General features: G+C 70.5%; 28 protein-coding genes and 1 tRNA gene. 10 read left to right on the top strand and 19 right to left on the bottom strand.

Features of this window, described 5'->3' with window-relative positions; genetic code table 11:
- Positions 1-51: 51 nt before the first annotated feature.
- A complete protein-coding gene (locus QM728_RS02095; protein WP_415030398.1) occupies positions 52-1,680 on the bottom strand; it encodes an acyl-CoA dehydrogenase family protein in 1,629 nt (542 codons plus the stop codon).
- Between the two features lie 129 nt (positions 1,681-1,809).
- Here QM728_RS02095 and QM728_RS02090 point away from each other — a divergent pair, with 129 nt between their 5' ends.
- Positions 1,810-2,772, top strand: a complete 963-nt coding sequence (locus QM728_RS02090; protein WP_415030397.1) for an alpha/beta hydrolase — start codon at positions 1,810-1,812, stop codon at positions 2,770-2,772.
- Between the two features lie 37 nt (positions 2,773-2,809).
- Here QM728_RS02090 and purD read toward each other — a convergent pair whose 3' ends face one another.
- Positions 2,810-4,063 carry a phosphoribosylamine--glycine ligase gene (gene purD, locus QM728_RS02085; protein WP_415030396.1) on the bottom strand — a complete coding sequence of 418 codons (1,254 nt, stop codon included), beginning with the start codon at positions 4,061-4,063 and terminating at the stop codon, positions 2,810-2,812.
- 45 nt (positions 4,064-4,108) lie between these two features.
- Between purD and QM728_RS02080 the strand changes: the two genes are divergently transcribed.
- Positions 4,109-6,199, top strand: a complete 2,091-nt coding sequence (locus tag QM728_RS02080; RefSeq protein WP_415030395.1) for a RecQ family ATP-dependent DNA helicase — start codon at positions 4,109-4,111, stop codon at positions 6,197-6,199.
- Here QM728_RS02080 and QM728_RS02075 read toward each other — a convergent pair.
- The 4 genes from QM728_RS02075 to QM728_RS02060 form a co-directional block, all read right to left on the bottom strand.
- A complete protein-coding gene (locus QM728_RS02075) occupies positions 6,196-6,624 on the bottom strand; it encodes an HIT family protein (RefSeq protein WP_415030394.1) in 429 nt (142 codons plus the stop codon). The genes QM728_RS02080 and QM728_RS02075 overlap by 4 nt on opposite strands.
- 27 nt (positions 6,625-6,651) lie before the next feature.
- On the bottom strand, positions 6,652-8,118 hold the full coding sequence (locus QM728_RS02070) for a sensor histidine kinase (protein ID WP_415030393.1): 1,467 nt from the start codon (positions 8,116-8,118) through the stop codon (positions 6,652-6,654).
- Between the two features lie 10 nt (positions 8,119-8,128).
- Positions 8,129-8,848: a response regulator transcription factor gene (locus tag QM728_RS02065; protein ID WP_415030392.1), complete on the bottom strand. Its 720-nt coding sequence runs from the start codon at positions 8,846-8,848 to the stop codon at positions 8,129-8,131.
- 72 nt (positions 8,849-8,920) lie between these two features.
- Positions 8,921-10,111 (bottom strand): winged helix DNA-binding domain-containing protein, encoded by a 1,191-nt coding sequence (locus QM728_RS02060; RefSeq protein ID WP_415030391.1) that lies wholly within the window; start codon positions 10,109-10,111, stop codon positions 8,921-8,923.
- Between the two features lie 88 nt (positions 10,112-10,199).
- Here QM728_RS02060 and QM728_RS02055 point away from each other — a divergent pair, with 88 nt between their 5' ends.
- The 5 genes from QM728_RS02055 (at position 10,200) to otsB (ending at position 13,349) form a co-directional block, all read left to right on the top strand.
- A complete protein-coding gene (locus QM728_RS02055) occupies positions 10,200-10,715 on the top strand; it encodes a TrmH family RNA methyltransferase (RefSeq protein ID WP_415030390.1) in 516 nt (171 codons plus the stop codon).
- A 69-nt stretch (positions 10,716-10,784) separates the two neighbouring features.
- Positions 10,785-10,856, top strand: a tRNA-Thr gene (locus tag QM728_RS02050).
- Positions 10,857-10,947: 91 nt separating this feature from the next.
- Positions 10,948-11,112, top strand: coding sequence for a hypothetical protein (locus QM728_RS02045; protein ID WP_415030389.1), 165 nt, complete (start codon positions 10,948-10,950; stop codon positions 11,110-11,112).
- Positions 11,113-11,121: 9 nt separating this feature from the next.
- The gene (locus QM728_RS02040) at positions 11,122-12,570 is read left to right on the top strand and encodes an alpha,alpha-trehalose-phosphate synthase (UDP-forming) (RefSeq protein WP_415030388.1); all 1,449 of its coding nucleotides are present in this window, start codon (positions 11,122-11,124) and stop codon (positions 12,568-12,570) included.
- Positions 12,570-13,349 (top strand): trehalose-phosphatase, encoded by a 780-nt coding sequence (gene otsB / locus QM728_RS02035; RefSeq protein ID WP_415030387.1) that lies wholly within the window; start codon positions 12,570-12,572, stop codon positions 13,347-13,349. Before QM728_RS02040 ends, otsB begins: the two co-directional genes overlap by 1 nt.
- Here otsB and QM728_RS02030 read toward each other — a convergent pair.
- The gene (locus QM728_RS02030; protein WP_415030386.1) at positions 13,346-14,476 is read right to left on the bottom strand and encodes an ROK family protein; all 1,131 of its coding nucleotides are present in this window, start codon (positions 14,474-14,476) and stop codon (positions 13,346-13,348) included. The genes otsB and QM728_RS02030 overlap by 4 nt on opposite strands.
- 101 nt (positions 14,477-14,577) lie before the next feature.
- Here QM728_RS02030 and QM728_RS02025 point away from each other — a divergent pair, with 101 nt between their 5' ends.
- Entirely contained in the window at positions 14,578-15,333 is a 756-nt protein-coding gene (locus tag QM728_RS02025; protein ID WP_415030385.1) for an SDR family NAD(P)-dependent oxidoreductase, read from the top strand.
- Here the strand turns inward: QM728_RS02025 and QM728_RS02020 are convergent.
- Together QM728_RS02020 and deoC are read right to left on the bottom strand one after the other, a co-directional pair.
- Complete coding sequence (locus tag QM728_RS02020; RefSeq protein WP_415030384.1) at positions 15,330-15,806, bottom strand: SRPBCC domain-containing protein; 477 nt, start codon at positions 15,804-15,806, stop codon at positions 15,330-15,332. The genes QM728_RS02025 and QM728_RS02020 overlap by 4 nt on opposite strands.
- Before the next feature lie 12 nt (positions 15,807-15,818).
- On the bottom strand, positions 15,819-16,490 hold the full coding sequence (gene deoC, locus QM728_RS02015) for a deoxyribose-phosphate aldolase (RefSeq protein WP_415030383.1): 672 nt from the start codon (positions 16,488-16,490) through the stop codon (positions 15,819-15,821).
- Positions 16,491-16,516: 26 nt separating this feature from the next.
- Here deoC and purU point away from each other — a divergent pair, with 26 nt between their 5' ends.
- On the top strand, positions 16,517-17,395 hold the full coding sequence (purU, locus tag QM728_RS02010) for a formyltetrahydrofolate deformylase (RefSeq protein ID WP_415030382.1): 879 nt from the start codon (positions 16,517-16,519) through the stop codon (positions 17,393-17,395).
- A 13-nt stretch (positions 17,396-17,408) separates the two neighbouring features.
- Here purU and QM728_RS02005 read toward each other — a convergent pair whose 3' ends face one another.
- Genes QM728_RS02005 through QM728_RS01990 form a run of 4 tightly spaced genes read right to left on the bottom strand, consistent with a single transcriptional unit; the run spans position 17,409 to position 20,367 of the window.
- The gene (locus QM728_RS02005; RefSeq protein ID WP_415030381.1) at positions 17,409-18,470 is read right to left on the bottom strand and encodes an LmeA family phospholipid-binding protein; all 1,062 of its coding nucleotides are present in this window, start codon (positions 18,468-18,470) and stop codon (positions 17,409-17,411) included.
- A gap of 15 nt (positions 18,471-18,485) precedes the next feature.
- Positions 18,486-19,322 carry a carbon-nitrogen hydrolase family protein gene (locus QM728_RS02000; protein ID WP_415030380.1) on the bottom strand — a complete coding sequence of 279 codons (837 nt, stop codon included), beginning with the start codon at positions 19,320-19,322 and terminating at the stop codon, positions 18,486-18,488.
- Positions 19,323-19,340: 18 nt separating this feature from the next.
- Entirely contained in the window at positions 19,341-19,856 is a 516-nt protein-coding gene (locus tag QM728_RS01995; protein WP_415030379.1) for a DUF2505 domain-containing protein, read from the bottom strand.
- A gap of 16 nt (positions 19,857-19,872) precedes the next feature.
- Entirely contained in the window at positions 19,873-20,367 is a 495-nt protein-coding gene (locus QM728_RS01990; RefSeq protein WP_415030378.1) for a DUF2505 domain-containing protein, read from the bottom strand.
- Between the two features lie 38 nt (positions 20,368-20,405).
- Here QM728_RS01990 and QM728_RS01985 point away from each other — a divergent pair, with 38 nt between their 5' ends.
- Positions 20,406-21,470 carry a UDP-N-acetylmuramate dehydrogenase gene (locus tag QM728_RS01985; protein ID WP_415030377.1) on the top strand — a complete coding sequence of 355 codons (1,065 nt, stop codon included), beginning with the start codon at positions 20,406-20,408 and terminating at the stop codon, positions 21,468-21,470.
- On the opposite strand, the gene QM728_RS01980 is transcribed toward QM728_RS01985, so the two are convergent.
- From QM728_RS01980 to QM728_RS01955, 6 genes are all read right to left on the bottom strand, one after another.
- On the bottom strand, positions 21,471-22,655 hold the full coding sequence (locus QM728_RS01980; protein ID WP_415030376.1) for an alpha/beta fold hydrolase: 1,185 nt from the start codon (positions 22,653-22,655) through the stop codon (positions 21,471-21,473).
- A gap of 24 nt (positions 22,656-22,679) precedes the next feature.
- Positions 22,680-23,417 (bottom strand): MerR family transcriptional regulator, encoded by a 738-nt coding sequence (locus QM728_RS01975; RefSeq protein ID WP_415030375.1) that lies wholly within the window; start codon positions 23,415-23,417, stop codon positions 22,680-22,682.
- A 5-nt stretch (positions 23,418-23,422) separates the two neighbouring features.
- Positions 23,423-23,755: a DUF2516 family protein gene (locus QM728_RS01970; protein WP_415030374.1), complete on the bottom strand. Its 333-nt coding sequence runs from the start codon at positions 23,753-23,755 to the stop codon at positions 23,423-23,425.
- 57 nt (positions 23,756-23,812) lie between these two features.
- The gene (locus QM728_RS01965; RefSeq protein WP_415030373.1) at positions 23,813-24,460 is read right to left on the bottom strand and encodes a heparin-binding hemagglutinin; all 648 of its coding nucleotides are present in this window, start codon (positions 24,458-24,460) and stop codon (positions 23,813-23,815) included.
- A gap of 37 nt (positions 24,461-24,497) precedes the next feature.
- Positions 24,498-24,917: a helix-turn-helix domain-containing protein gene (locus tag QM728_RS01960; RefSeq protein ID WP_415030372.1), complete on the bottom strand. Its 420-nt coding sequence runs from the start codon at positions 24,915-24,917 to the stop codon at positions 24,498-24,500.
- Between the two features lie 126 nt (positions 24,918-25,043).
- A complete protein-coding gene (locus tag QM728_RS01955) occupies positions 25,044-26,396 on the bottom strand; it encodes a DUF445 domain-containing protein (RefSeq protein WP_415030371.1) in 1,353 nt (450 codons plus the stop codon).
- Positions 26,397-26,454: the final 58 nt, after the last annotated feature.

Below are 26,454 nucleotides of genomic sequence, written 5' to 3'. Positions count from 1 at the left end.
GCCCAAGGCTAACGCACCCGGCGGCGCCGCAAGCCGGGTTGCGGGGGAAGGTCAGAGCTTCGGGGTGGCCCGCGCGATCAGCGCGGTCGTGTCGACACCGTCGCCGAGGGTGCCGTACACCGCTCCCCACGAGCCGTCGAGGCGGCTGGCGGTGAACGCATCGGCGACCGCCGGGTGGCCGTATCGGATGAGCAGCGACGCGGAGAGCATCGTCGCCATCTGTCCGACGAGGTGGCGGGCGCGGTACTCCAACGACGCCGGATCGGCGAACGCGTTCTTCAGCGTCGTCAGCGCCGCGTCGTAGTGGGCGTCGGCACCGGCTGCGGCGTCGAGTTCTTCGAGCAGGACCGTCAGGGTCTGCGGATCGCGCCCTATCGCCCGCAGGGTGTCGAGCGCGGCGACGTTGCCCGACCCCTCCCAGATCGACATGAGCGGCGATTCGCGGAACAGCCGCGGCATCCGCGAATCCTCGACGTAGCCGTTGCCGCCGAGGCACTCGAGCGCCTCGGCCGCGTGCATCGGCGCACGCTTGCAAATGAAGTACTTGCTGACGGCCAGGCTGATGCGGCGCAGTTGCGCGGCGCGGTCGTCGACGAGGGCGCGGTCGGTGAGGTCGGCGAGCCACAGGGCGGTGAGGGTGGCCGCCTCGGCTTCGACGTGGAGGTCGGCGAGGACGTTGCGCATGAGCGGCTGGTCGACGAGCTTGGCGCCGAACGCACTCCGGTAGGCGGCGTGGTGCGCGGCGGCAGTCGTCCCGTTGCGCATGACCGCCGCCGACGCGATCGTGCAGTCGAGCCGGGTCATGTTCACCATTTCGATGATGGTCCGCACGCCGCGGCCCGGATCGCCCACCAGCCACCCCACGGCGTCGTGGTACTCCACTTCGCTGCTCGCGTTGGAGTGGTTGCCCAGCTTGTCCTTCAACCGCTGCAGGAAGATGTTGTTGCGACTGCCGTCGGGCAGGATGCGCGGCACGAAGAAGCACGACAGCCCCTCCGGGGTCTGCGCGAGGACGAGCAGCAGGTCGGAGTTGGGCGCCGAGGTGAACCACTTGTGCCCGGTGATCAGGTAGCTGCCGTCGGCCTGGGCCACCGCGGTGGTCGTGTTGGCGCGCACGTCGGAGCCGCCCTGCTTCTCGGTCATCGACATGCCGGCGATCAGTCCCGCCTTCTCGGCGGGCACGGTCAGCTCGGGCTCGTAGACCGAGGAGGTCAGGCCGGGTTCGTACAGCTTGGCGAGCTCGGGGTTGTGCCGCAGGGCGGGCACGACCGCGTAGGTCATCGAGATCGGACAGCCGTGGCCGGCGTCGACCGAGGCCCACACCCCGAACTTGGCGGCGCGCACCAGGTGGGCGTGCGGATCTGCGGCGGCCCACGGGTGCCCGGCCATGCCGCGGGCGACCGCCGTCTCCATCAGCCGGTGGTACGACGGGTCGTAGCGCACCAGGTCGATGCGGTTTCCGTACCGGTCGTGGGTCTCCAGGACCGGCGGGTGCTCCTCGGCCAGGTCGCCGACGGTGATCCACTCCGGCGACCCGGCCATGACCCCGACCTCGTGCAGCTCGGGCAACGATTCCCCGGCCCCGACGCGGTCCAGGTACTCGGTGAGCACCGGGTAGCCGGCGACGTCGTAGCCCTGCAGCGGCGGCACCTGGTTGGTGACCTCGTGATTCGCCTTCATCGCACGCGCTCCCTGCCGACTCGGATGTGTTCTGGTCCCGAGTCTAACGACGCCGTCGACGGTGATCGGGCCAATGTTGGCGAGTGCTCATCGCACTTTCAGAGAGCACACGTATTCTTTGGAATCGTTATGACAACGACCCCGCCCGTCCCCGATCCAGCGGATGCCGACGCCGAGCCCGGCCGCCATCTGATCACCCGCCGCACCGCGCTGATCACCGGCCTGAGTGCGGCAGCCGTCGCCGGCCTGGCCGCGTGCTCGACCGATGACGACGACAAACCGGCCGCCAAGGAGCAGGAGATCGAGGAGCAGCGCGCCGACGACGTGCTGCCCGTCGACCCGCAGGACAACAAGCCGGTCCCCGGCCCGCCGATCATCACCGGCAGCTTCGTGTCGAAGAAGATGCTCGGGCGCCCCACCCGATGGGCCGTCGCGCGCCCCAACGGCGTGACCGGCAAGCTGCCCGTCGTCGTCATCCTGCACGCCCTCAACACCAACGAGCGCACCATTTTCGGCCGCCGACTGCAGATGCAGAACGCGCTGCAGGCCTACGTCGACGAGGGCAACCCGCCGTTCGCGCTGGCCGCGGTCGACGGCGGCGCCAACTACTGGCATCACCGGACCGACGGCACCGACGGCGCCGCCATGGTCCTCGAGGAGTTCCTGCCGATGCTGGCGAGCAACTCCGAGTTGCGCCTGACCACGGACCGGATCGGCCTGTACGGCTGGTCGATGGGCGGCTACGGCGCGCTGCGCCTCGCCTCGCTCATCGGGGCGCCGCGCGTGCGCGCCGTCTCGGTCAGTTCACCGGCCCTGTGGGGCGATCCGAACATGGTGCCGCAGCGCGCCTTCGACGGCCCCGATGACTACCAGGCCAATTCGCTGTTCAACCAGCACAAGGCGTTCGCGAAGATCCCGCTGATGATCACCATCGGCAGCAGCGACCAGTTCTTCACCTACACGCGCCAGTGGGCGGCCGATCTGCACCCGCCGGCCGCGTTCGGCGTCGCCCCCGGCGGCCACGGCAACCGGTACTGGCGCAGCGTGTTGCCCGACCACGTGATGTTCCTGGGCCGCAACCTCGCGCGCTGACCGACCGCGCTGGCCGACGAGGTGGCGCTGCCGCCGGTCAGAGGCTGATGCGGCCCTCGAGCGCCGCGAGCCCGATGTCGTCGCGATGGTGCCCGCCGGGCAGTTTGACGCCCGCGAGGCGGTCGTAGGCCTGCTCGCGCGCTTCGGCCAGGTCCTTGCCCGTCCCGACGACGGCGAGCACGCGCCCACCGGCGGACACCGTCTTGCCATCGGCGTCGACGGCGGTGCCCGCGTGCCGGATGCCCTCCCCGTCGGCGCCGGTGATGACGTCGCCGGTGCGCGGGGTGCCCGGATAGTTCTCCGCGGCCAGCACGACGGTCACCGCGGCGCCGTCGACCCATTCCAGCGGCGGCAGGTCGGCGAGGGTCCCGGTGGCGGTGGCGTTAAGGGCCTGGCCGAGCGGGGAGCGCAGCAGCGCGAGGACCGCCTGCGTCTCGGGGTCGCCGAAGCGGGCGTTGAACTCGACGACGGCCGGACCGTCGGCCCCGATCGCCAGTCCGGCGTAGAGCAGGCCGTTGAACGGGGTGCCGCGCTTGACCAGTTCGGCGGCGACGGGCTTGACGATCTCGTCGACGATCTGGGTGACCGTTTCGTCGGGCAGCCACGGCAGCGGCGTGTAGGCGCCCATGCCGCCGGTGTTGGGGCCGGTGTCGCCGTTGCCGACGCGCTTGTGGTCCTGGGCGGGGATGAGCGGCACGACGGTCTCGCCGTCGACGAGGCAGAACAGCGAGACCTCGGGGCCGTCGAGGAAGGACTCCAGCAGCACCGGGTGACCGGCCTCCAGGCACTCGGCGGCGTGGTCACGGGCCTTCGCGCGATCGGTGGTGACGACGACGCCCTTGCCGGCCGCCAGACCGTCGTCCTTGACCACCCAGGTCGGCCCGAAGCGGTCGAGCGCTGCGTCGAGGTTGGCGGGGTTGTCGACCACCTCCGCGTGCGCGGTCCGCACCCCGGCGGCGGCCATGACGTCCTTGGCGAAGGCCTTGGAGCCCTCGATCTGGGCGGCCGCCTTGTTGGGGCCGAAGACGGCGATGCCCGCCGCGCGCAGCGCATCGGCGACGCCGAGCACCAGCGGCACCTCCGGGCCGATCACCACCAGGTCGGCGCCCAGCTTCTGCGCCAGCGCCACCACCGACTCGGCGGACGAGGCGTCGACGGGGTGGTTGGTCGCGACGGCGGACGTACCGGCGTTGCCGGGCGCCGCGAAGAGCTCGGTAACGGCGGGGTCGGCGGCGAGGCCGAGGAGCAGGGCGTGTTCACGGCCGCCCGAGCCGATGACGAGTACGCGCACGCCGCTGACCTTACCCGTGTCCGCGGCGGTCGTTACTGTTCACCCATGGCACTCGACGCGGCACAGCAGCAGACGGCCGCCGACGTGATCCACGCACTCGCCGGACCGTCGGCGCAGCTGCGCGAGGACCAGCTGACAGCGGTCGGCAAACTTGTCGAGCCGGGGGCCCGCGTGCTGGTCGTACAGGCGACCGGGTGGGGCAAGTCGGCGGTGTACTGGGTCGCGACGGCGCTGCGCCGGGCGGCCGGCGGTGGGCCCACCCTCGTCGTGTCCCCGCTGCTCGCGCTGATGCGCGACCAGGTGGCGGCGGCCGGCCGCGCCGGATTGACCGCGGCCACGATCAACTCGTCGAACTTCGACGAGTGGAACGCCGTCGAGGACGCGCTGCGCGCCAACGAGATCGACGTCCTGCTGGTCTCCCCCGAGCGGTTGGCCAATCCGGGTTTCGGGCGCCGCGTGCTCGACGCCCTGACGGATTCGGCCGGCCCCGGACTGGGCCTGCTGGTCATCGACGAGGCCCACGCGATCTCCGACTGGGGACACGACTTCCGGCCCGACTACCGGCGCGTCGCCGACGTCCTGCGCGAGCTGCAGCCGGGCTCCCCCGTGCTCGCGACGACCGCGACCGCCAACGAGCGGGTGACCGCCGACGTCGCCGCCCAGCTGGGCGAGCACACGACCGTCCTGCGCGGACCACTGGCTCGCAAGTCGCTGCACCTGGGCGTGCTCGACGGCCTCTCCCCCATCCAGCGGTACGCGTGGGTCGCCGAGAACATCGACAGGCTGCCCGGTTCGGGGATCGTCTACGCGCTCACCGTCGCCGACACGGATCGGTTGGTCACCGCGATCAAAGCGGTGAAAGGCCCCGATTACCCCGTCGCGGCCTACACCGGCCAGCTCGACGCCGATCAGCGCCAGCGGCTCGAGGATGCGCTGCGCGCCAACGAGGTGAAGGCGCTCGTGGCGACGTCGGCGCTCGGCATGGGCTACGACAAGCCCGACCTCGGCTTCGTCGTCCACCTCGGTTCACCTCCCTCGCCGGTGTCGTACTACCAGCAGGTCGGCCGTGCCGGGCGTGCGCTCGACGAGGCGGTGGTCATGCTGCTCGCCTCGGGCACCGACGACCGGATCTGGGACTACTTCGCGACCGCGTCGATCCCCGATCCGCAGCAGATGACCACCCTGCTGGAGGCGCTGCCGGGTGAGGCCGAGGCCGTCACGGCGGCGGCGCTGGAGGCATCCACCGGGCTGCGTCGCACCAAGGTCGATCTCATGCTCAAACAGCTCGCCGTCGACGGCGCGGCCGAGCGCTCCGCCGCGGGGTGGTTCGCCACCGGGCAGCCGTGGCACTACGACGCCGAGCACTACGCGGGCATCCTGGCCACCCGTCGCCACGAGGCCGACATCATGCGGTCGTACGTGCGCGGCGAGCGGTGCCTGATGCAGCTGCTCACCGCCTCGCTCGACGATCCGCTGACCGAGCCGTGCGGGCGGTGCAGCGTCTGCCTGGGCACGCTGCCCGACGGGCTGCCCACCACCGTCGACGACGAGTCGGTCCGCGCGATCACCCGGGCGCTGCGCGGCGTCGCAACGGTGTTGGAGCCGCGCAAGATGTGGCCCGGCGGCGCCTTCGGTGCGCGCGGGCGCATCCAGCCCGACCAGCTGGCGCAGCCGGGGCGCGTCCTCGCCCATGCCGACGCGCCGGAATGGCAGGAGGTGCTCGCCGGCGCCCGCGGCGGCGATGCCGCGGCGCTCGGCGAGCTGGCCGACGCGGCGGTCGCGACCCTGGGCCCGTGGGGCCGCGAGTCGGGGATCCGGCCCGATCAGATCTGGTCCTTGCGGCTGACCGGCAGCCCGCTTGCCGAGGACCTGGCCGCACGCTTGCGCGATATCGGCAAGCGCACCGGCGGCGCGATCACGGTGCGGCCGGGCGGTCCGCCGGACGACACCAACTCCGCCGTCGAGGCCGCGCACTGGCGCGATGCGATCGACCTGCCCGCCGACCCGCCGTCGGGGGCGGTGCTGCTCGTGGTCGACGACACGCGGTCGGGCTGGCCGGTGACGATCGCCGCGGCCAAGCTGCGCGAGGCGGGGGCGTCAGCGGTGCTGCCGCTGGTCGTGCACCGCAGCGTCTAGGCGTCCGGGACGTTCGCGCCCAGGCCCATCTCGCGCAGCGTCGCGCGGATGGTCTCAGCCGCCTTGTCCAGGTCCGCCGGATCGGGGTCGGCCGCGGCCGACGCGAACGAGAAGTCCTCGAGCCGCCACGCCGGGAAGACGTGCAGGTGCAGGTGCGGCACCTCGAGTCCGGCGATGATGAGCCCGGCGCGCGGGGCGTCGAATCCCTTCTTGACGGCCTGGCCCATGGTGCGGGCGAGATCGGTGAGGTGCTCGAACAGGCCCGATTCGACGGACTCCCAGTGGTCGACCTCCTCGATCGGCACGACGAGCACGTGGCCGTCGGTGACCGGGTTGATGGTGAGGAAGACGACGGCGCGCTCGTCGCGCCACACGAAGCGACCCGGAAGGTCGCCGTGGATAATCATCGAGAACACGGAAGCCATACCCGCACCCTACTGGCGAAGCGGCGACTACTGCTCGGCAGTGACCGGTGCCGCCTGCTCGGCGGCGGGCAGGTCGACCCAGAAGGTCGCACCCTCGCCGGGCGTCGAATCGACGCCGACCTGGCCGCCGTGCGCGTCGACGAGGGCCGACACGATCGACAGGCCGAGGCCGTTGCCGCCGCCGGAAGTCCGCGAGCGCGAGCTGTCACCGCGGTAGAAGCGGTCGAAGACGTGGGCGGCCTCCTCGGCGGTGAGCCCGGGGCCGGTGTCGGCGACCTGGATGCGCACGACGCCGGGTGTGCCGTCGACCTCGCGCTGCGCCACCCCGACGGTGATGGTCGCGTCGTCCGGGGTGTGGGCGACGGCGTTGTTGATGAGGTTGCGCACGACCTGCATCAGGCGCGGGTGGTCGCCGATCACGATCGGCGAGGTTTCCGGCGCATCGAGTTCGATGACCCGCTCGGGGGCGGCGGCGAGCGACGACTCGACGGCCTCCAGCGCGAGGTCGTTGACCTTGACCTGACCCTTCTCGATCGGCCGGGCGGCGTCGAGGTGGGCGAGCATCAGCAGGTCGGAGACCAGCAGGCTCATCCGGGTCGCCTCGTCGTTGACGCGCCGGAACGCGTCGTCGGCATCGGTGACCGCACCCTGCTGGTAGAGCTCGGCGAATCCCTTGATCGACGTCAGCGGGGTGCGCAGCTCGTGGCCGGCGTCGGCGACGAAGCGGCGCATCTTCTCCTCCGACGCGCGGGCCTGCTGCTCGGAGGCCTCGGTCTTGGCGAAGGCCTGCTGGATCTGCGTCAGCATCTTGTTGAGCGACTCCGACAGGCTGCCGACCTCGGTGTTCGTCGGCAGCTCGGGGACGCGGGCGTCGAGGTCGCCGTCGGCGATGGCGTGCGCCGTCTCCTCGACGCGGCGCAGCGGCCGCAGGCTGGAGCGGACCAGCAGGTAACTCAGCACGCCCATCACCAGGGCGACGAGTGCGCCGACGAGCAGTTGCAGGCGAATCAGGCCGGCCATGGTCCGGTCCAGGTTGGAGAGCGGCATCGCCACGAGTGATTCGCCCTGCGGGTTGCTCTCCTTGATCACGCGCCAGTCCGGCCCGCCCGGTTCGACGGAGGGAACCGTCACCGGCCCGAAGTGCTCGGCCGCGTTGTCCTCGACCTTCGAGACGTCGGGCTCGAACCCGGAGTCGTTGTTGCGCACCATGACGCCGTCGCCGAGGGCGACGCGGACGTAGTAGTTCGACGGCGGGCGGCGGGCGTCGTTCGGTGCCGCCGGCTCATCCGCCGACCGCGGAAGGCGGCGGCGCATCTCCTCGGGCTGCCGCGGCCGCGCCCAGGTCCGGACGGCGCGCTCGAGCTGCTGGTCGACCCGGTGGTACATGTCCTCGCGCATCGCGCGGTCGACGAAGGTGCCCGACACCACGAGCCCGACCAGCACGAGCAGGGTCGAGAGCAGGATCAGGGAGACGCGGAGCGGGATCCGGGACACGCGCCGAACCCTACCGGGGTTCGCGCATGACGTAGCCGACGCCCCGCAGCGTCTGGATGAGACTCTTCTTCTCACCGTTCTCGTCGGGGCTGTCGATCTTGCGACGCAGGTAGGACACGTAGGACTCCACGACGTTGACGTCGCCGCCGAAGTCGTAGTTCCAGACGTGGTCGAGGATGCGCGGCTTGGACAGCACCGTGCCGGCGTTGACCATGAAGTAGCGCAGCAGGGTGAACTCGGTCGGCGACAGCGAGATCTGCTCGCCGTTCTTCCAGACCTCGTGGGTCTCGTCGTCGAGCTCGATGTCGGCGAACACGATGCGGGTGGTGCGCTCGGCCGGGTCGACGAAGCCGGAGCGGCGCAGCATCACCTCGAGGCGGGCCACGACCTCCTCGAGGCTGAACGGCTTGGTGACGTAGTCGTCGCCGCCGATCGTCAGCCCGTTGACCTTGTCGGCGACCGAGTCGCGCGCGGACAGGAACAGCGCCGGCGCCTCGATGCCGTCGTCGCGCAGGCGCTTGAGCAGTCCGAAGCCGTCCATCCCGGGCATCATCACGTCGAGCACCAGCAGGTCGGGCCGGTTGGTGCGGCAGATGTCGATGGCCTCGGGACCGTTCGCGGCGGTCTGCACGTCGTAGCCCTGGAACTTCAGCGAGACGCTGAGCAGTTCGCGGATGTTCTCCTCGTCGTCGACGACGAGCACGCGGGCGTCCTTGGTTGCGGCAGTCATGCCTCCAGTGTGGACCGCCGGGGCAAACTGCGCCTGCGAATCACCTGGGAGAAAGCTGTGAGCCGACGGCGCCTATTTCGGGCCGCGCTGGATCGGCCCGAGGTAGACCCCGCGCGGGACGCCCGCCGGGGCACACCAGGCGGCCAGCTCCGCGCCGCGCTCGCGCAGCGCCCGCCGGGCGCGCGCGGGCACCTTCTCGCAGAGCACCAGCTCGATGCCGTCGCCCTCGACCGGGCGCCATCCGCCGACGGCCCGCCCGTTCCACCAGGCGGTGGTGCCCCCGTTGCCGTTGGAGTCGAAGAGTTGGGTTTCGAGGTCGCCGAGGAAGAAGCCGCGCTGCTTGTGGCCCATCGTCGTCGGGTCGAGTTCGGGCAGGAGCGCGACGGCCTCGTCGTCGATTTCCGCGTCGGGGGTGTCGACGTCGTCGGGCAGCACATAGCCGACCTGACCGTCGTCGAGATCCACCTCGACGGCCTCGATCGCGGCGAGCGCCTTGCGGACCGCGGACTTGGTCGAGCCGAGCCACCAGACGATGTCGGTCTCGGTGCCGGGCCCGTACACGCGCAGCCAGCGCCGCACCAACCCGGTGTGGCCGGCGTCGGCGTCGAGTGCGGCGGGCTCGCGGCCGAGCCAGCGCGGCATCGGTTCCCAGGTGATCCGGGAGGTGTACCAGGGGCCGTCGTCGGGGCCGCGCACGATCCGGCCCGACGCGGCGAGGTAGTTGAGCACCCGCGCGCCCATCTGCAGCGGACCGCCCCAGGACGAGTCCGGCGGTTCCCCGATCGGCGTGCCCAGGATCGGGACCCGCTCGCGCAGCTGCGCCGTCGTCAGCGGGCCGTGTGCGTCCAACTCGGCCAGCGCCGCCGCGCTCGCCTCCTCGATCCAACCCTCGGGATCGTCGACGTCGGGGCTGCGGCGCAGGTCGCGCAGCATGTTGGTCCGCTCCGACGACGAGACGCGGGTGCTGACCGCGCCCAGCACCTCGTCGAGCACCGGGTGCGACGTCACGAAGAGCGTGCGGCGCATGCCGAGGTGTTTGACGACGTCGCGGTCGCCGTAGAGCGCGGCGTCCACGTCGGCGATCGTCAGCTGCGGCGAGCGCGCCCACGTCGACAGGTAGACCGTCGACGCGGTGGTCGCGTGCAGGGCGACGAGGGCGTCGGCGACCCCGGCGACGTCGGCGGGTCCGCTGCGGTCGAGATGCTGGCGGCGCCACTGCCGCGCACGGCGCTGGTCGTCGGTGATCCGCGGTCGGGTCGGCACCCGGTCAGTGTAGGTGCCGGCGAGGGCGCCGCCGTAGACTCTTCGTCATGTCACGCATCGAAAGGGGCCGTGCGCCTCACCCCGCCTGATGTCTCGGGCGCGAGTCCGCAAGCCGGACGAACTCCGCCGCTCCCGCCGCACTCGATCCCATTCCTGTTGGGGACATCTGATCCTCGCCCCGCTCTGGGCCCAACACGGCGCCAACCTCGGCACACTGCTGCGCACCTGTGACGCCGTCGGTGCCTGTATCGCGGTACCGCCGCACGACTGGGTGCCCGAAGCACTGCGGCGCGGCAACACCGTGCCCGGTCGCTCGTGCGTGCACCGCACCGGCAATCCGCGACGATGGCTGGAGCGCGAGCACGAGAAGGGCAGCCACATCGTCGGGGTCGAGCTCGCCGAGGGCGCGATCCGCCTGGCCGACCTCGAGCCCGCCCGACGGCGGACGGTCGTGGTCCTGGGTCACGAGCGGACCGGAATCCCCGACGAGTATCTAGACCTCCTCGACGACGTCGTCGAGATCCCGATGATCGGGCGCGGCGCGAGCCTGAACGTCGCCGTCGCCGGATCCCTGGTCGCCTACAAGCTGGCCGGACTCGTCTGATCGCGGAGACGTCTTCTCGCACCGGACCCGGCGCGCTACCATTTGCGTCGCAAGCCGAAGGGCTCGTGCGCCTCCCTAGCTCAGTGGTAGAGCAACGCTCTTGTAAAGCGTAGGTCGTCGGTTCAATCCCGACGGGGGGCTCTCACCGCAGCACCAACGGCCGATGCGCCCACACCGCCCGCCCCGAGTAGAATCGGCACAGCACCACAGCGACCGACCACAGAGGACGAACATGCCCCCGAAGACCGCCGATCTCAACAGCGACGACGAGCTGGAGCCCGTGGCCGACGAGACCGCGACCTCGGCCCGCCGCGTCGTCGCCGCGTACGCGACCGACGCCGACGAGTGCCGCATGCTGCTGGCGATGCTGGGCATCGCACCCGGCGACGCCGCCTGACGCATCACCATGACCACCAAACCGGCACCGAGCCGGACATCGGCCGAGCAAGCCGAGTTCGTGGTGGTCGCCAACCGACTGCCGGTCGACAAAGAGGTTCTGCCCGACGGGACCGTGCGCTGGAAGCGCAGTCCCGGTGGTCTGGTCACCGCACTCGAACCGATCCTGCGCAGCCACACCGGGGCGTGGGTCGGCTGGTCCGGCGTCCCCGATTCCGACGACAACCCGGATATCGAGGGCCTGCAGATCCGCGCGGTCCCCCTCTCGAGCGAGGAGATCGCCGACTACTACGAGGGCTTCTCGAACGGTTCGCTGTGGCCGCTATACCACGACGTCATCGCCAAGCCCGAGTACCACCGCGAGTGGTGGACCGCCTACGTCGAGGTCAACGAGCGCTTCGCCCGGGCGACCGCCGAGGTGGCCGGCCCGGGTGCGCTGGTGTGGGTGCAGGACTACCAGCTGCAGCTGGTGCCGAAGATGCTGCGCGAGCTGCGCCCCGACCTCAAGATCGGCTTCTTCCTGCACATCCCCTTCCCGCCGGTCGAGCTCTTCATGCAGCTCCCGTGGCGCAAGGAGATCGTCGACGGCCTGCTCGGCGCCGACCTCATCGGCTTCCACCTCCCCGACGGCGCGGAAAACTTCCTGTACCTGGCCAACCGGCTGGGCGGCCACGACGCCTCCCGGCGCTCGGTCGGCGTGCGGTCGCGGTTCGGCTCGGTCGAGGTCGACGGCCGGACCGTGAAGGTCGGCGCCTTCCCGATCTCGATCGCCTCGGGCGAGATCGACGCGGCGTCGAAGTCCCGCGAGATCCGCAAGCGCGCCAAGGAGATCCGCAAGGAGCTCGGCTCCCCGGCGACGATCCTGCTCGGCGTCGACCGCCTCGACTACACCAAGGGCATCGACGTCCGCCTCAAGGCCGTCTCCGAGCTGCTCGCCGAGCAGCGCCTCGACCCGCACGAGACCGTCTTGGTCCAGTTGGCGACGCCCAGTCGCGAGCGCGTCGAGTCCTATGTCGCGATGCGCTCGGAGATCGAGCAGCTCGTCGGCAACATCAACGGCAACTTCGCCGAGGTCGGCCAGCCGGTGGTCCAGTACCTCAACCGGCCCATCCCCCGCGACGAGTTGCTGGCCTTCTTCGTCGCCGCCGACGTGATGCTGGTGACGCCCCTGCGCGACGGCATGAACCTCGTCGCCAAGGAATACGTCGCCTGCCGCAGCGACCTGGGCGGCGCCCTCGTGCTGTCGGAGTTCACCGGTGCGGCCGCCGAACTCAAGCAGGCCTACCAGGCCAACCCGTACGACCTGGAGGGCGTCAAGGACGCCATCGAGGACGCCGTGAAGGCCCCCGCCGACGACAACCGCGCCCGCATGCGCGCACTGCGCCGCCAGGTCCTGACCCACGACGTCGAGAAGTGGGCCGAGAGCTTCCTGACCACCCTGCGGGACACCAACTCCTGATGACCGCCCTGCCGGCCGAGCTGACCGCCGCGCTGCGGGCCTTCGCCGCGCTGCCGACGGTCGTCGTCGCCTCCGACTTCGACGGCTGCCTGGCGCCGATCGTCGCCCACCCGGCCGACGCCCGCCCCGATCCCGCGGCCGTGGCCGCACTCGTCGATCTCGCCGCGCTGCCCGCGACGACGACGGCCGTCGTGTCCGGGCGCGCCCGTGCCGACCTCGCCGCTCTTGCCGGACTCCCGGTCGACTCCCCGGTGACGCTCATCGGCAGCCACGGCAGCGAGTTCGACGACGGCTTCGCCACCCCGATCACCGACGATCAGCGCGCGCTGTTGGCGGCGGTCGCCGACGACCTCGCCGCCATCTCGACGCGGTTCCCCGGCTCGATGGTGGAGACCAAACCGGCCAGCGCCGTCCTGCACGTGCGCAACGTGCCCGACCCCGACAAGGCCGCGGCCGCCCTCGACGAGGCCCGTCGCGGACCCGCGGCGCGCACCGGCGTGCACGCCACCGAGGGCAAGGCCGTCCTCGAATTGGCGGTGATCGAAACCGGCAAGGGGCACGCGCTGGATCTGTTGCGCGCTCGCACAGACGCCGACGCGGTCTGCTACCTCGGCGACGACGTCACCGACGAGCACGCCTTCGGCCACCTCACGGCCGCGGCCGACGTCGCCATCAAGGTCGGGGACGGTGCGACGATCGCCCACCACCGGATCGCCGGACCCGAACTCGTCGGCGATGTGCTGCGCACCATCCTGATGGCACGCACCGACGCGCACTAGCCGGCGAGGGCGAGCAGCGGGTCCGCGTAGATCACCGACGCCGCGACGACGACCGCCGCGGCCTCCTGCACGCTCAAGCCGAACTGCGTCGGGGTCAGTTCCAGCCGGTGCGGCAGGTGGCGGGCGGCGTCGAAAGCGGCCTGGACCGGCGCGAGGCCGCGCGGGTGGTCGGCAAAGGCGTCGCCGGCGACGATGATCGTGTCCGGGTTGATCGCGTCGCCGATCGCGGCGATGGCCTCGCCCAGCGCCCGCGCCCGCTCGTCGAGCAGTGTCGACGACGACGGTGCGAAGCCGGTCCGTGTGGCGGCAGCCTCCAGCGCCGCGCTGCCGATGACCTGCTGGAGCCCGACCGGGCCGGGCACGTCGGCGAAGTGCGGGGCCTGTACGGGGACGTGGGCGACGGTCCCCGCACCGGTGCTCGGCACGTGCACCTGCCCGTCGAGGGTCAGCGCCATACCCACCGTCTCGCGCGCGTACCAGTACATCGACGACCGCCCCGCCGACAGCGACGGCGCCAGCACGAGTTCGGCTGCCGCCATCGCCTGGACGTGCTCGCACACCGACACCGGCAGGCCCAGCGTCGCACCGACGATCGCGCCGACCGGGGCCCCGCGCCAACCGAGGATCGGGTGGTCGACGGTGCCGGTCGTCTCGTCGACGTCACCGCCGACGGCCACCCCGGCCCACAGGAAGCGGCGGCCGGAGAACCGGCCCACCAACTCGGCCAGCGCACCGGCGAGCTCGGCGACCGCCGCGTCCGCGGCGCCGGTCGGCGTGCGGACCGCATGGCTGTGCACCGTGCGGCCGGACAGGTCGGCGATCGCCAGCAGCGTGCGCCGCGCACCGATGTGCATGGCGGCCACGGCGAGGCCGTCGTGGTTGAGGGTGAGCGGAACCTTGGGGCGACCGATTCCGCCGCCGTCGACGAGGTCGGGCCGCTCGACGACGAGACCCGCCTCGAGGAGCGCGTGGACCTGGCGGTTGACCGTCGCCGCCGAGAGGTTCGCCGACTCGACCAGGACGTCGCGCGTGACCGGCCCGCCGCCGCGCACCCGGGCGAACACGACGGCCGCGGGCGACGTGCCCACGCGCAGCGCCGCCGGCACCACACCGGCGCTCGGACCCATGGGGAGAACGTAGCAGCAGCCGGGCCGGCGCCAGTCCATTGCGCGCACGCTGGGCGCAGGTGGACTTGCGCCCCGGTCGGGTCATGGCATAGACCGAAGGCATGAGCGCACCCATCTCGGAATCAGGGCGACGCGTCGCCGTCGTCACCGGCGCGAGTTCGGGCATCGGCGAGGCGACCGCCCGGACCCTGGCCGCCGACGGCTACCTCGTCGTCGCCGGCGCCCGCCGGCTCGACCGCATCACCGCGCTCGCCGAGGAGATCGGCGGCATCGGCCGTGCCCTCGACGTCACCGACCCCGACTCGATCGCCGCCTTTGTCGACGGGCTCGACCGCGTCGACGTCCTGGTCAACAACGCCGGCGGAGCCAAGGGGCTGGCGACGGTCGGCGCGGCCGTCGAAGAGGATTGGCGGTGGATGTGGGAGACCAACGTCATCGGCACGATGCGGATGACCAAGGCGCTGCTGCCCGCGCTCGAGGCCTCCGGCGACGGGCTCATCGTCACGGTGACCTCGATCGCCGCGCTCGAGCCGTATGACAACGGTGCCGGGTACACCTCGGCCAAGCACGCGCAGGGCGTCGTCCACCGGACGCTGCGGCTGGAGCTGCTCGGCAAGCCGATCCGGTTGACCGAGGTCTGCCCCGGGATGGTCGAGACCGAGTTCTCAGTCGTCCGCTTCGACGGCGACCAGGAGAAGGCCGACGCGGTCTACGCCGGCCTGACGCCGCTGGTGGCGCAGGACGTCGCCGAGGTGATCGCCTTCGCCGCGTCGCGGCCGCCGCACGTGAACCTCGACCAGATCGTCCTGAAGCCGCGCGACCAGGCGTCGGCGCGGCGCAACGTCAAGACGGGTTAGCGCCGCGGCGCCGGGGTGTGCTTGGCGCCCCCGGCGAGCGTCTCGGCACGGGCCTTCAGCGCCGCGGCCATGCCGTCGAATCCGCGGCGCAGGCCCGAGCCCATCAGACCGCCGACGACCGGCGCGAGCGGACCGCTCATCTCGAAGTGCGACGTGTAGTGGCACGTGCCGGCCCCCGAGGGCGCGACCGTCTGTTCGCGGATACTGCGCAGCAGACCCAGCGGTGCCGGCTTCATCGAGTAGCTGAAGTAGCGCCCCGGCTCCACGGTGTTGATGTACTCGCGCTGCTGACGGAGCTTGTCGCCGCCGGTCAGCCGGACCGACATGTCGATCGGGGCGCCGGGCCGCATCGTCGACGACGCCCGCGGCACGAAGGGGTTCCACTCCCCGTAGGAGTCGAAGTCGGTCAGCACCGCCCACACCGTCGCGGCCGGCGCGGTGATCTCCAACGAGTGGTCGAGTACGAAGCTCACGGACCCAGGGTATTAGAAACCGTCGAGGACGGCGGCCGTCTGCGACAACCCGAGGCGGGTCGCGCCGGCGGCGATCAGTTCGGCGGCGAAGTCGGCGTCGCGGATGCCGCCGCTGGCCTTCACCCCGACGCGCCCGTCGACGGCCTCGGCCATGATCCGGACCGCCTCGACGCTGGCCCCGCCGGCCGGGTGGAAGCCGGTCGACGTCTTGACCATGCGGGCCCCGGCGGCGACGGCCTGCCGGCACACCTGCGCCAGCATCTCCGGGCCGCCCGCGTCCAACAGCACCGCGGACTCGACGATCACCTTCAGCAGCGCCTCGTCGGTGATGGCCTGCGCGACGGTGAGCACGTCGGCGAAGACCTCTTCGTAGCGCTCGTCGACGGCCGCGCCGATGTCGATGACCATGTCGATCTCGGTGGCTCCCTGGTCGACGGCCATCTTCGCCTCGGCCGCCTTCACCAGCGAGTGGTGCTTGCCCGACGGGAACCCGGCGACAACCGCCAGCTTCTGCTTGCCCGTCGTGATGGGCAGCATCGACGGCGACAGGCACACCGCATAGACGCCCAGCTCGGCCGCCTCTGCCGCGGCCGCCCGAGCGTCGTCGCGGGTCGCCTCCGGCGCGAGCAGGGTGTGGTCGATCATCCGCGCGACCTGCTCCCGGGTGAGGTCGTGTTCAGTCATGGTCGACAGCTTGACACACTGGACCGGTGAGCCCCGACACCGCAGCAGCCGACCGCCGCTTCACCCTGACGCTGGGATGCCCGGACGAGACCGGCATCGTCGCCCGCATCGCTGGGTTTCTGGCCGACGCCGGCGCCTGGATCACCGAGGCCGCCTACCACTCGGACGACGACTCCAACTGGTTCTTCACCCGCCAGGCGGTGCGTGCCGATTCGGTCGACTGCGGCATCGACGAGCTGCGCCGGCGCTTCGCGCGGCTCGCGGCCGACGAGTTCCATCCGGACACCGAGTGGCGGCTCACCGATTCGGCGGCCCGCAAGAAGGTCGTGGTGCTCGTGAGCAAGGAGAGCCACTGCCTGATCGACCTGCTCGGCCGGGCCCGGCGCGGCGAGCTGCCCGCCGACATCGTGGCGGTCGTCGGCAACCACGACTCCCTGGGGGAGTTGACCGAGAGCTTCGGCGTCCCGTTCCACCTGGTGCCGTTCGACGACAGGACCGCGGCCTTCGCGCGGGTGGCGGCCATCGTCGACGAGCACGATCCGGACGCGATCGTGTTGGCCCGCTTCATGCAGATCCTGCCCGCCGACCTGTGTGAACGGTGGTCGGGCCGGGCGATCAACATCCACCACAGCTTCCTGCCCAGCTTCGTCGGAGCGCGCCCGTACCACCAGGCCTTCGCCCGCGGCGTGAAGCTGATCGGCGCGACCTGCCACTACGTGACCGCCGAACTGGACGCGGGTCCGATCATCGAGCAGGACGTGATCCGCATCGATCACAGCGACAGCCCCGCGGACATGGTGCGCCAGGGCCGCGACATCGAGACGCTGGTGCTCGCGCGCGGCGTCCGCTGGCACCTGGAAGACCGGATCCTGGTGCACGGCACCAAGACCGTCGTCTTCGACTGAGCCTGTCTTGGCCCTAGCCGCCGGAGACGGCGGTGGTGATGTTGCTGCAGTCGCCGCGCGGGCGGACCAGGTTCTCGTCGACGCTGATGTTGTCGCCCGAGACGGCGAACGCGATGCCGTTGCTCTCCGCGGTCAGTTTGGTCAGCGTGAGGTTGCGCAACGTCGGGCCGAGCGTCGAGGCGGTGATGTCGTCGACGATGCCCTGGGCCCATTCCGGCGGCAACTTGACCACCAGCGCCGTGGCCTCCTTGACCTCGAAGTGCGGCTTGCCGTCGCGCACCGAGGGCTTCACGGTGACGGTCGCCGGGATCGGGATGATCATCGCGGTCACCGTGGCGGTGACGTCGAACGTGCCGTCGCCGTTGCTGGTGATCTTCTCGATCTGCCCCGGTGCGTCGGCACCGCCCTGCGGCGTGTTCAGCATGCCGCCGCCGTCGCGCGTGCTCTGCAGGATCTGCTCGTAGGGCACGACGCCCGAGCCCTCGATCTTGCGAATGGTCGACGTGTTGCCGCTGCTGCGGATGTCGTCGACGCGCAGGTTGAGCTTCCCGTCGGTGTCCCCGCCGGACGAGTCGACCTGGACGAAGGGGATCTGCTTGTTCCACGCCTGCAGGAGCACCGGCTTGCTGTCGAGCCGCACCGTCGTCGGCGACCCGGTCAGCGAGCCGAAGGCCTTCGAGAGGCAGCTGGTGACCTTGTTGCGGGTGTAGAACTCGCCGCCGACGACGCCGATGCCCGCGAGCAGGACTACCGCCGCCGCGCCGAACGCCACCCACGCTTTGAGGTTGCGCTTCTTCTTCGGTCCACGACCCCCGCCCGTTGCGGCGCGGGGAGCCGTCTTGGTCACCGATCCGGGGTGGTAGCCGGCCGGCATCTGCCTGGTGGGCTGCGGCGGAATCTGCGCGGTCGCCGCGCCCGGCGACAGGTTTACCGTCGGCTCACCCGCCGACGGGTCCGGGGTCGGGGCGCCGGCCGGGGCGTCGCCGCCCGTCGGCATCTTGGCGGTGGGCCCGCCGGTCGGCGTGGGCCGGGTCGCCGGCTCGTCGGCCGACGTCCACTCGTCGTCGTTGGTCATGGCCCCGGTCTCCTATCAATCGTGCGGGGTCGATGACCCGGGCGGTGCGAATCCGCGCCGGTTGGCGCGCATCCCCAACGTCTCCCGGGCCCGCGCGGCGATTCCCGGATCCACCTCGTGCACCCGCGTCACCGGCGTTTCGCCGTACTCGTCGTCCACCACGCTACCGAACGGGTCGACCAGACGGCTGCGTCCGACGCCGGTCGGCGCGCGGTGTGTACCGGCATCGGGCGGCGGCGCCTGGTCGACGGCCACGACGAAGGCCCCCGCGTCGAGTGCGCGGGCGGCGGTCAGCGTCCGCCACTGCTCGACCTTTCCCGGGCCGGCGCCCCACGACGTGGGCACCGCGATGACCTCGGCACCCGCGTCGGCGAGCGATCCGAACAGCTCCGGGAAGCGCAGGTCGTAGCAGGTGGCCACCCCGAGTCGGCAGGACGCGGCGCTCCCGATTGGGAGATCGACGACGAGGGCGTGCGCGCCCGGCTCGACGGTGTCGGACTCGGCGAAGCCGAACGCGTCGTAGCAGTGGATCTTGTCGTAGCGCGACGGGCGCCCGTCGCGGTCGACGACGAGGACGGTGTTGCGGATCTTGTCGCCGGCGCCCGGGGTGAACATGCCGACGATGACGGCGATGCCGAGCTGCTCGGCGATGTCGCGGACCCCGGTCGCCCACGGGCCGTCGAGGGGTTCGGCGACCTCGCGCAGCGAACGGCCGAAGCGGCACATCGTGGCTTCCGGGAAGACGACGAGATCGGCGCCGTCGGCGGCAACGGCCGCGGCCTCTTCGCGCACGAGCGCGAGGTTCGCCGACGGCTCGAACCCGGCGGTGATCTGGGCCATCGCGATGCGCATGACGCCCAGCCTAGGCCGCTACAGGTTCTTGTCGATCCAATCCTTGGTGTACTCCGCCTCGGCGCGGAACAGGTCGACCAGGTTCACCAGCATGAGCTGTTCGAGCTTGCCGTTGATGAACGGGACGAAGACCTTGACCTCGGTGGTCTTGCGGATCGTGCAGCCGGTGTCGGTGGCGAAGAGCTCCTGCTTGCCGGTGAGGCTGCCCGGGCCGGCCGGGATCGACGCGTTGTAGCTGCCCGTGGTGACGTCGTCGGGGTGGAAGATGCCGAACGATTCTTCGCGGGTGATGACCATGTCCTTCATCATCACCGTCTGCGCGATGGGCGGCAGCTGGTCGCGGCCGAGGGTCTGGTGCAGCACCACGCGGTACCCGACGGACGGGTCGGCGGTGAACTCGCCCACCTCGCAGTGCGGGGAGATCATCTGGAACCCCGCCATCATGTCGTCCCAGTACTTCTGCTGCATCTGCGCTTCGTAGAGCTTCTCGGCGGGCTGGGGGTAGCGGGCCGAATAGCTGAGCCGTCGTGCCATGTCGGTCAGGCTACCGTTACCGGTTGCCGGCCTCCCAATCGAGCGTCACGTCGCGCTCCGCGTCGAGCAGTCGGCCCAGCTGCTCGGCGATCGCCTTCTCGATCTTGCCGCCCACGAGCGGAATGCCGACGGAGACCTCGGCGGTGTACTTCGTCGTCGCCGGGTCGCCGCTGCTGACCTGCGTGCCGACGATCTTGGCCGGGGCGCCCTCGACGCTCGCCTCCAGATCGCCGGTGATGTCCGCGCCGGCGCGGCGCAGGACGCTCTTGCGCGGGATGACCAGATCGCCGCCGCGGATCTTGGTGACGACCGACGGCAGCTTCGACTCCTCGACGATCTGCTTGCACACGACGGTGACGGTGTCGCCGTCGTGGCGGAAGGACTCGAGGATGCCCTTGTCCTGACTCATCGTGGTGAGCAGGTCGCGCCAATACTGCTCGGTGGTCACGACGGCCCACAGGCGGTCGGTGCTGAACGGGTAGGAGACGGTGTGCTCCAGATTCGTTGCCATGAATCCATCAGACCACACGTGCGCTAGCGTCATACCCCGTGACATCCCCCGTGATCGCCGAATTGACCACACTGCGCCTCGGCGGCCCCGCCCGCGAAGTCGTGGCGGCCTCCTCCACCGTCGAGCTGGTCGATGCGTTGGCGCGCTTCGACGATGCCGGGGACCGCGTGCTGGTGATCGGCGGCGGCTCGAACCTGGTCGTCGCCGACGAGGGCTTCGACGGCCCGGTCGTGCGGATCGGATCGTCCGGCGTCGAGTTCGGCAGCGATGCGGGCAAGCCGTTCGTGACGGCCGACGCCGGCGTGGAATGGGATGCGCTCGTCGCGCGCAGCGTCGCGGAGGGATTCGGCGGCCTGGAGTGTTTGTCCGGGATCCCCGGCTCCACCGGGGCGACGCCGGTCCAGAACGTCGGCGCCTATGGGGTGGAGATCGCCGACGTGCTGCGGTCGGTGCAGGTGTACGACCGCGCCGGGCGCACGCTGACCGAGTTAACGCCCGCCGACCTCGACCTGGGCTACCGACACTCGAACCTCAAGCACCGCGACGGGCGGATCGTGACGCGGGTGTCGCTCTGGCTGCGCCCGGGCGGCGAGTCCGCCCCCCTGGCGTACCGCGAGTTGGCACGCGCGCTCGACCGCACGGAAGGCCAGACCGCCGACGCCGCTCAGGTGCGCGAGACCGTGTTGGGCCTGCGACGGTCCAAGGGCATGGTGCTCGACCCCGCCGACCCGGACACCTACAGTGCGGGTTCCTTCTTCACCAACCCGATCGTGTCGGCGGCCGAGAGTGCCGCGGTGCTGTCGCAGATCGCGGTCGTCGTCGGCCCGGAGACGTCCATCCCGCAGTTCCCCGCCGGTACCGACGGATCGGACATGAAGTTGTCGGCGGGCTGGTTGATCGAACGCGCGGGGTTCGCCAAGGGCTACCCGGGCGACGACGCACCGGTGCGCCTGTCCACCAAGCACACGTTGGCGCTCACCAACCGGGGATCGGCGAGCACTGCCGACCTGTTGAACCTGGCCCGCGAGGTCCGTGACGGCGTCGACGCCAAGTTCGGCGTGCGGCTCACGCCGGAACCGGTCTTCGTGAACTGCGAGCTGTAGCTACTTCTTCTTCGGCGCGGTCTTCTTGGCCGGGGTCTTTTTGGCCACGGCCTTCTTCGGCGCAGCCTTCTTGGCCGCCGTCTTCTTCGCCACGGCCTTTCTTGCCGGAGTCTTCTTGGCGACCTTCTTCGCGGGCTTCGCGTCGAGGCCGAGAACCTCGTCGAGAACCTCGTTGAACACCTCGGCCGCCTCGATGCTCAGCATGTGGCCGATGTCGTCAAGCACGACGTGGCGGCGGAGCGACCCCACCCGGGACAGGATGTCGGCGATCTCCTGCGAGTGCACCGGCGGCAGCAGTCGGTCGGCCGATCCGTTGACCACGGTCGTCGGCACGGTGAGCGCCCCGGCGCCGGTGCGCAGGTCCATGCCGACCATGCCGTTGCCCAACAGGCCACGGGCGACGGGCGGGCAGGCGGCCGCCATCTCGTCGACGAACCGGACGTGCGACGCCCGGGCGTTGTCGGTCATCGTGATGTACCGGATGACCTTCGCGCCCACCTCCGTCGTCGGCAGCGGAACCGGGGTACTGGCGAACAGCACGCCGGTGAGGTGCTCGAACGGCTTGGCGTACGCGGGCACCGGTTCGATGAACAGGTCGTGCCGACCGAGGATGTCGGTCGTGGCCGTCGATTGCAGCACCACCGCGGCGATCCGCTCGTTCACCTCCTCGGGGTGCCGGTCCGCCCAGGCCTGGATCGTCATCCCGCCGAGGCTGTGCCCGACCAGGACGGCCTTGCGCCCCGGCGGAATCGTCGCGGCGAGCACGGCTTCGAGGTCGTCGCCGAGCACGTCGGGATTCGGGCGCGCCTTGCCCAGCCGGGATTCGCCGTGGCCGCGCTGGTCATAGGCGACCAGCGTGCGCTTGCCCAGCAGGTGGTTGATCTGCGGGTTCCAGTAGTTCGTGTTGCAGGTCCAGCCGTGGATGAACACGACGATGTCGGACGTGTCGTTGGGGTCGTCGGCCGGGTAGGTCAGGACGTTGAGCTCAGCACCGTCGGCCGTGTGCACGTGGCTGCGGCGCGGCGGGGCGGACGGAACGGCGAGCAGCGGATCGGGGTCGTCGGGTGCGAGCGACGGGCCGCGCACCCCCGCGACCACGGTGCCGCCGAGCAACCGGAGGACGCCGACACCCGTCGCGCCGCCGGCGAGGACGACCGCGCTTGCCAATACTCGGGACAACTTCATGGCATCAATCCTCCTCCGCGCCCGTTAGGACGTCGTTTCCGGGGGGTCGGACGCGAGGATCCTGGCCACCGCGCCGAGGGCGTCGGAGATCTCGCGGTCGAGCGCCTGCGTGAATCCGCTGTCGACGATCTCATGCGCGAGTGGGCGCACCTCGCGGATCAGCTCGGAAATCTTGTCGACCTGGGCGTCGTCGAGATCGAGGAGCTTCTCGTCGACGAAGCGGTCGGTGATGATGGAGACGAAGGTGTGCGCGACGTCGTCGAGGTCCTTCTGCACACGCTCCCAGACGTCCAACAGGACGTCGATGTCGACGCCGCCCTTGACGAGCGCCTCGGCGCCGTCGAGGAGTTCGGGGTTCTTCACGACGAATTCGCCGCCGTGCTTGGCGAGCAACCCGAGCTTCTGGCTGATCGCGATGGTGCGGTCGCTGGCGCCCAGCGACTTGCGCAACTCGGTGACGGTGATCGTCGCGACCCGTTTGATGTTCTGGAACCGGCTGCGCCGGGTACTGCCGCGCAGAACGTGCTCGGCGGTCATGCCGTGGTGGGCGGCGTTGAGGAGCTCGCTGATCGTCGCGAAGGTGTAGCCGCGCTCAAGCGCCCGGGAGATCAGGTTCAGCCGGACCAGGTGCTCGTCGTGGTACCAGCCGGTGCGCCCCTTGATCTCCGGCGGCGGCAACAGCCCGCGGTCCTGGTACACGCGGATGTTGCGAACCGACACGCCCGAGACCTGGGCGAGGTCGTTGATGCGGTAGTCGGCCACGATTCCTACAGTTTCCGGAACCAGCGCCGGCCCTGGATCTCGTCGACCTTGGGCCGCACGTCGACGAGGTACACGATCACGGCGACGAGGCCGAGCAGGCAGATCATCCCGATGATCATCCCGCCGGCGCCGACGACGCCGAAGATCGCGAGGAAGATCGTCGCCACGGTCAGGATGCCGACCCAGAACCCCTTGGACTGCTTGTCCACGGCGGTGAAGGCGTCGGGGCGCTGGATCGCGGCGTGCACGAGGGCGACGGCGGCCCCGGCGACGGCGACGGCCCACAGCACGAGGATGACGATCTTCTGGGCGTCGCTCAGGGCGCTAACAAAGTCCACGCCCCAACTCTATGCGAGAGCGGGGCGTGGACTTGGTCAGACGCGGCAGGGGACCTGCTACTTCTTCGGCGCGGCCTTCTTGGCCGGAGCCTTCTTGGCAGCCGTCTTCTTCGCGGCGGCCTTCTTCGCCGGAGCCTTCTTGGCCGCGGGCTTCTTGGCGGCGGCCTTCTTCGCCGGGGCCTTCTTCTCGGCGGCCTTCTCACCCGGCAGGTTGACCAGCGCGGCAGCACGCTCGCCGACGGTCTTCGACTGGTCGGAGATGGTGCCCAGCGCCTCTTCGGTCAGACCGCGGGCGTCCTGGTAGACCTTCTCCAGCTTGGGGAGGTTCTCCTCGACCAGCGGGTACTCCTTGAGCTTGCCGACGACCTCTTCACGACGGTCGCTCAGCGAGCCCAGCACGCCGGCGGCGACGGCCAGGTAGCTCTCGGCCACCTTGCGCAGCTCCTCGGGGCTGAACTTGGCGCGCAGCTCGTCCAGGTCGGTGGGCAGCTCGACGGGCAGGGCCGCCAGGCGCTCCTTGGCCTCGTTGAAGCGGGCGACGGCCTGCTCCCAGGTCTCGTCGAAACGGTTCTGCGCGGTGCCGCGACCCTCTTCGAGTCGGCTCTGGGCCTGGTCGATGGTGGCCTCGCTGCGCTCCTTGAGCTGGTTCAGCAGCTCGGTGGCCTGCGCGACGGCGTTGTTGAAGGGGTTGTTGTTGTCGGTCATGCGTGTACTCCTGATTTCTGAGGTCGGTCTGGGGCGATTACTCGGCCGGTTTGCCCTGGTTTTCGTTGCGGAACGATTCGTAGATCTCCAGCAGCATTTGCCGCTGCCGCTCACTGATCGACTCGTCGGCGATCAACGCATCGCGCACCGGGGAGGCCGGGCGCTCCTCGAGGATCCCCGCCCGCACATAGAGGACCTCCGCGGAGACGCGGAGTCCCTTGGCGATCTGTGCGAGCACGTCGGCCGACGGCTTGCGCAACCCGCGCTCGATCTGGCTGAGGTAGGGGTTGCTCACCCCGGCGCGCTCGGCGAGCTGCCGGAGTGAAACCTGGGCGCCGACGCGCTGGGAACGGATGAAGGCACCGATGTCCGATGCCGCGTTCGTCACCGCGTCAATGGTGGTGCCGGAGTCCTCGGGAGACTCTGCCGGCGACGCATCTGTCGTGTCGTTGGTCATGGCGATCCACCTGCTTTCGGTCGACCACCTCAGTAAAGCGCACCGTGCTAACTACTGCAAGCACCTTGTTAGCAAGGCCACACTTGCCTGGTCAGGGCCCTATTTCAGGCCACGGACGTAGTCACATCAGTGGGCGACGTGGAACAGCAACTCCGATGCCGTGTAGATCGCGAGGCCGGCGAGCGCGCCGACGACGGTGCCGTTGATGCGGATGAACTGGAGGTCGCGGCCGACCTGCAGTTCGATCTTGTCGCTGGTCTCCTGCGCGTCCCAGCCGCGCACCGTCTCGGTGATCACCGAGATGATCTCGGTGGCGTAGTTGGAGGCGACGTGGTTCGCGCCGCGACCGACCCAGCTGTTCATCTTCGCCTGCAGCGGCTCGTCGTCGCGGACCCGCTCGGCGACCTGGACGACGGCGTCGGTGATCGTGTTGCGCAGGGTGTTGTTGGGGTCGTCGAGCATCTTCTCGATGATGCCCTTGCCCGCCTTCCACGCCGACGACGCCGCACCGGTCACCTCGTCGCGGCCGACCAGCTCGGTCTTGAGGCCCTCGAACTTGGCGATGGTCTCCGGGTCGTACTGGAGGTCGTGGGCGAACTGGGTCACCGCGCCGATGACCGCGCGCCGCAGCTCGTGGTTCGGATCGGTGGACACCTTTAGGGTGAACTCGACGAGTTCCTTGTAGATCTTGTCGCCGACGAAGTTCGCGGCGAACTTCGGCATCCACTGCGGGCCGTCGCGGTCGATCAGGCGGTCGATGAGGTCGAGACTGCCCAACGCCCACTCGTGGGCGCGGTCGGCCCCGAGCTGCACCATCGGCTCGAGGCGGTTCTCCTCGACGAGCTGCTGCAGGATCCGGCCGACCGGCTGCGACCACTCGGGCTCGGCGGCCCAGCGCACGGCCGACGTCAGGAAGTTCTCGACATCCTCGTCGTCGAGCATCTCGGCGGCCAGGTTCAGCAGGCGCGACGACTCGTCGGACACCTTGGGCCGGTTCACCGGGTCGGCGAACCACGTCGACACGCGTCGCGGCAGCTCCAAGCTGGTGGCCCGCTCCTCGATGAGCTCGGGCATCATGAAGTTCTCTTCGATGAACCCGCCGAGCTGATCGCCGATCTGGTCCTTCTTCCGCTTGATCAGGGCGGTGTGCGGGATCGGGATGCCCAGCGGGTGGCGGAAGAGCGCGGTGACCGCGAACCAGTCCGCGAGCGCGCCGACCATGCCCGCCTCCGACGCCGCGCGCACGTATCCGACCCATGCGGCCGGCTGCCCCGGCGACGCCTGCGCTTCGAGGAAGCGGGTGAAGAGGTAGACCGCCGCGGCGAAGAGCAGGAAGCCCGTCGCGACCGCCTTCATCTTCCGCAGGTCGCGGCGCCGCTGCTCGTCGGCCTCGGCGCCCAGCGCACTTAGCCCGGGCGAGCTCGGCGTCGTGCGCGGGGCGACGGGCGCCTCGTCTTGGTGGATCACTGGCGAAGACATAACCTCCAGTCTTACCTACGACGGTGCGGCGGGCCAGGTGACCCGCGTGGCTTAGGGT

This window comes from Gordonia sp. (in: high G+C Gram-positive bacteria) (assembly GCF_047602025.1).
GTDB lineage: Bacteria > Actinomycetota > Actinomycetes > Mycobacteriales > Mycobacteriaceae > Gordonia.
Note: the sequence above shows the minus strand (reverse complement) of the source record. Positions and strands in the feature narration are given on the sequence as shown.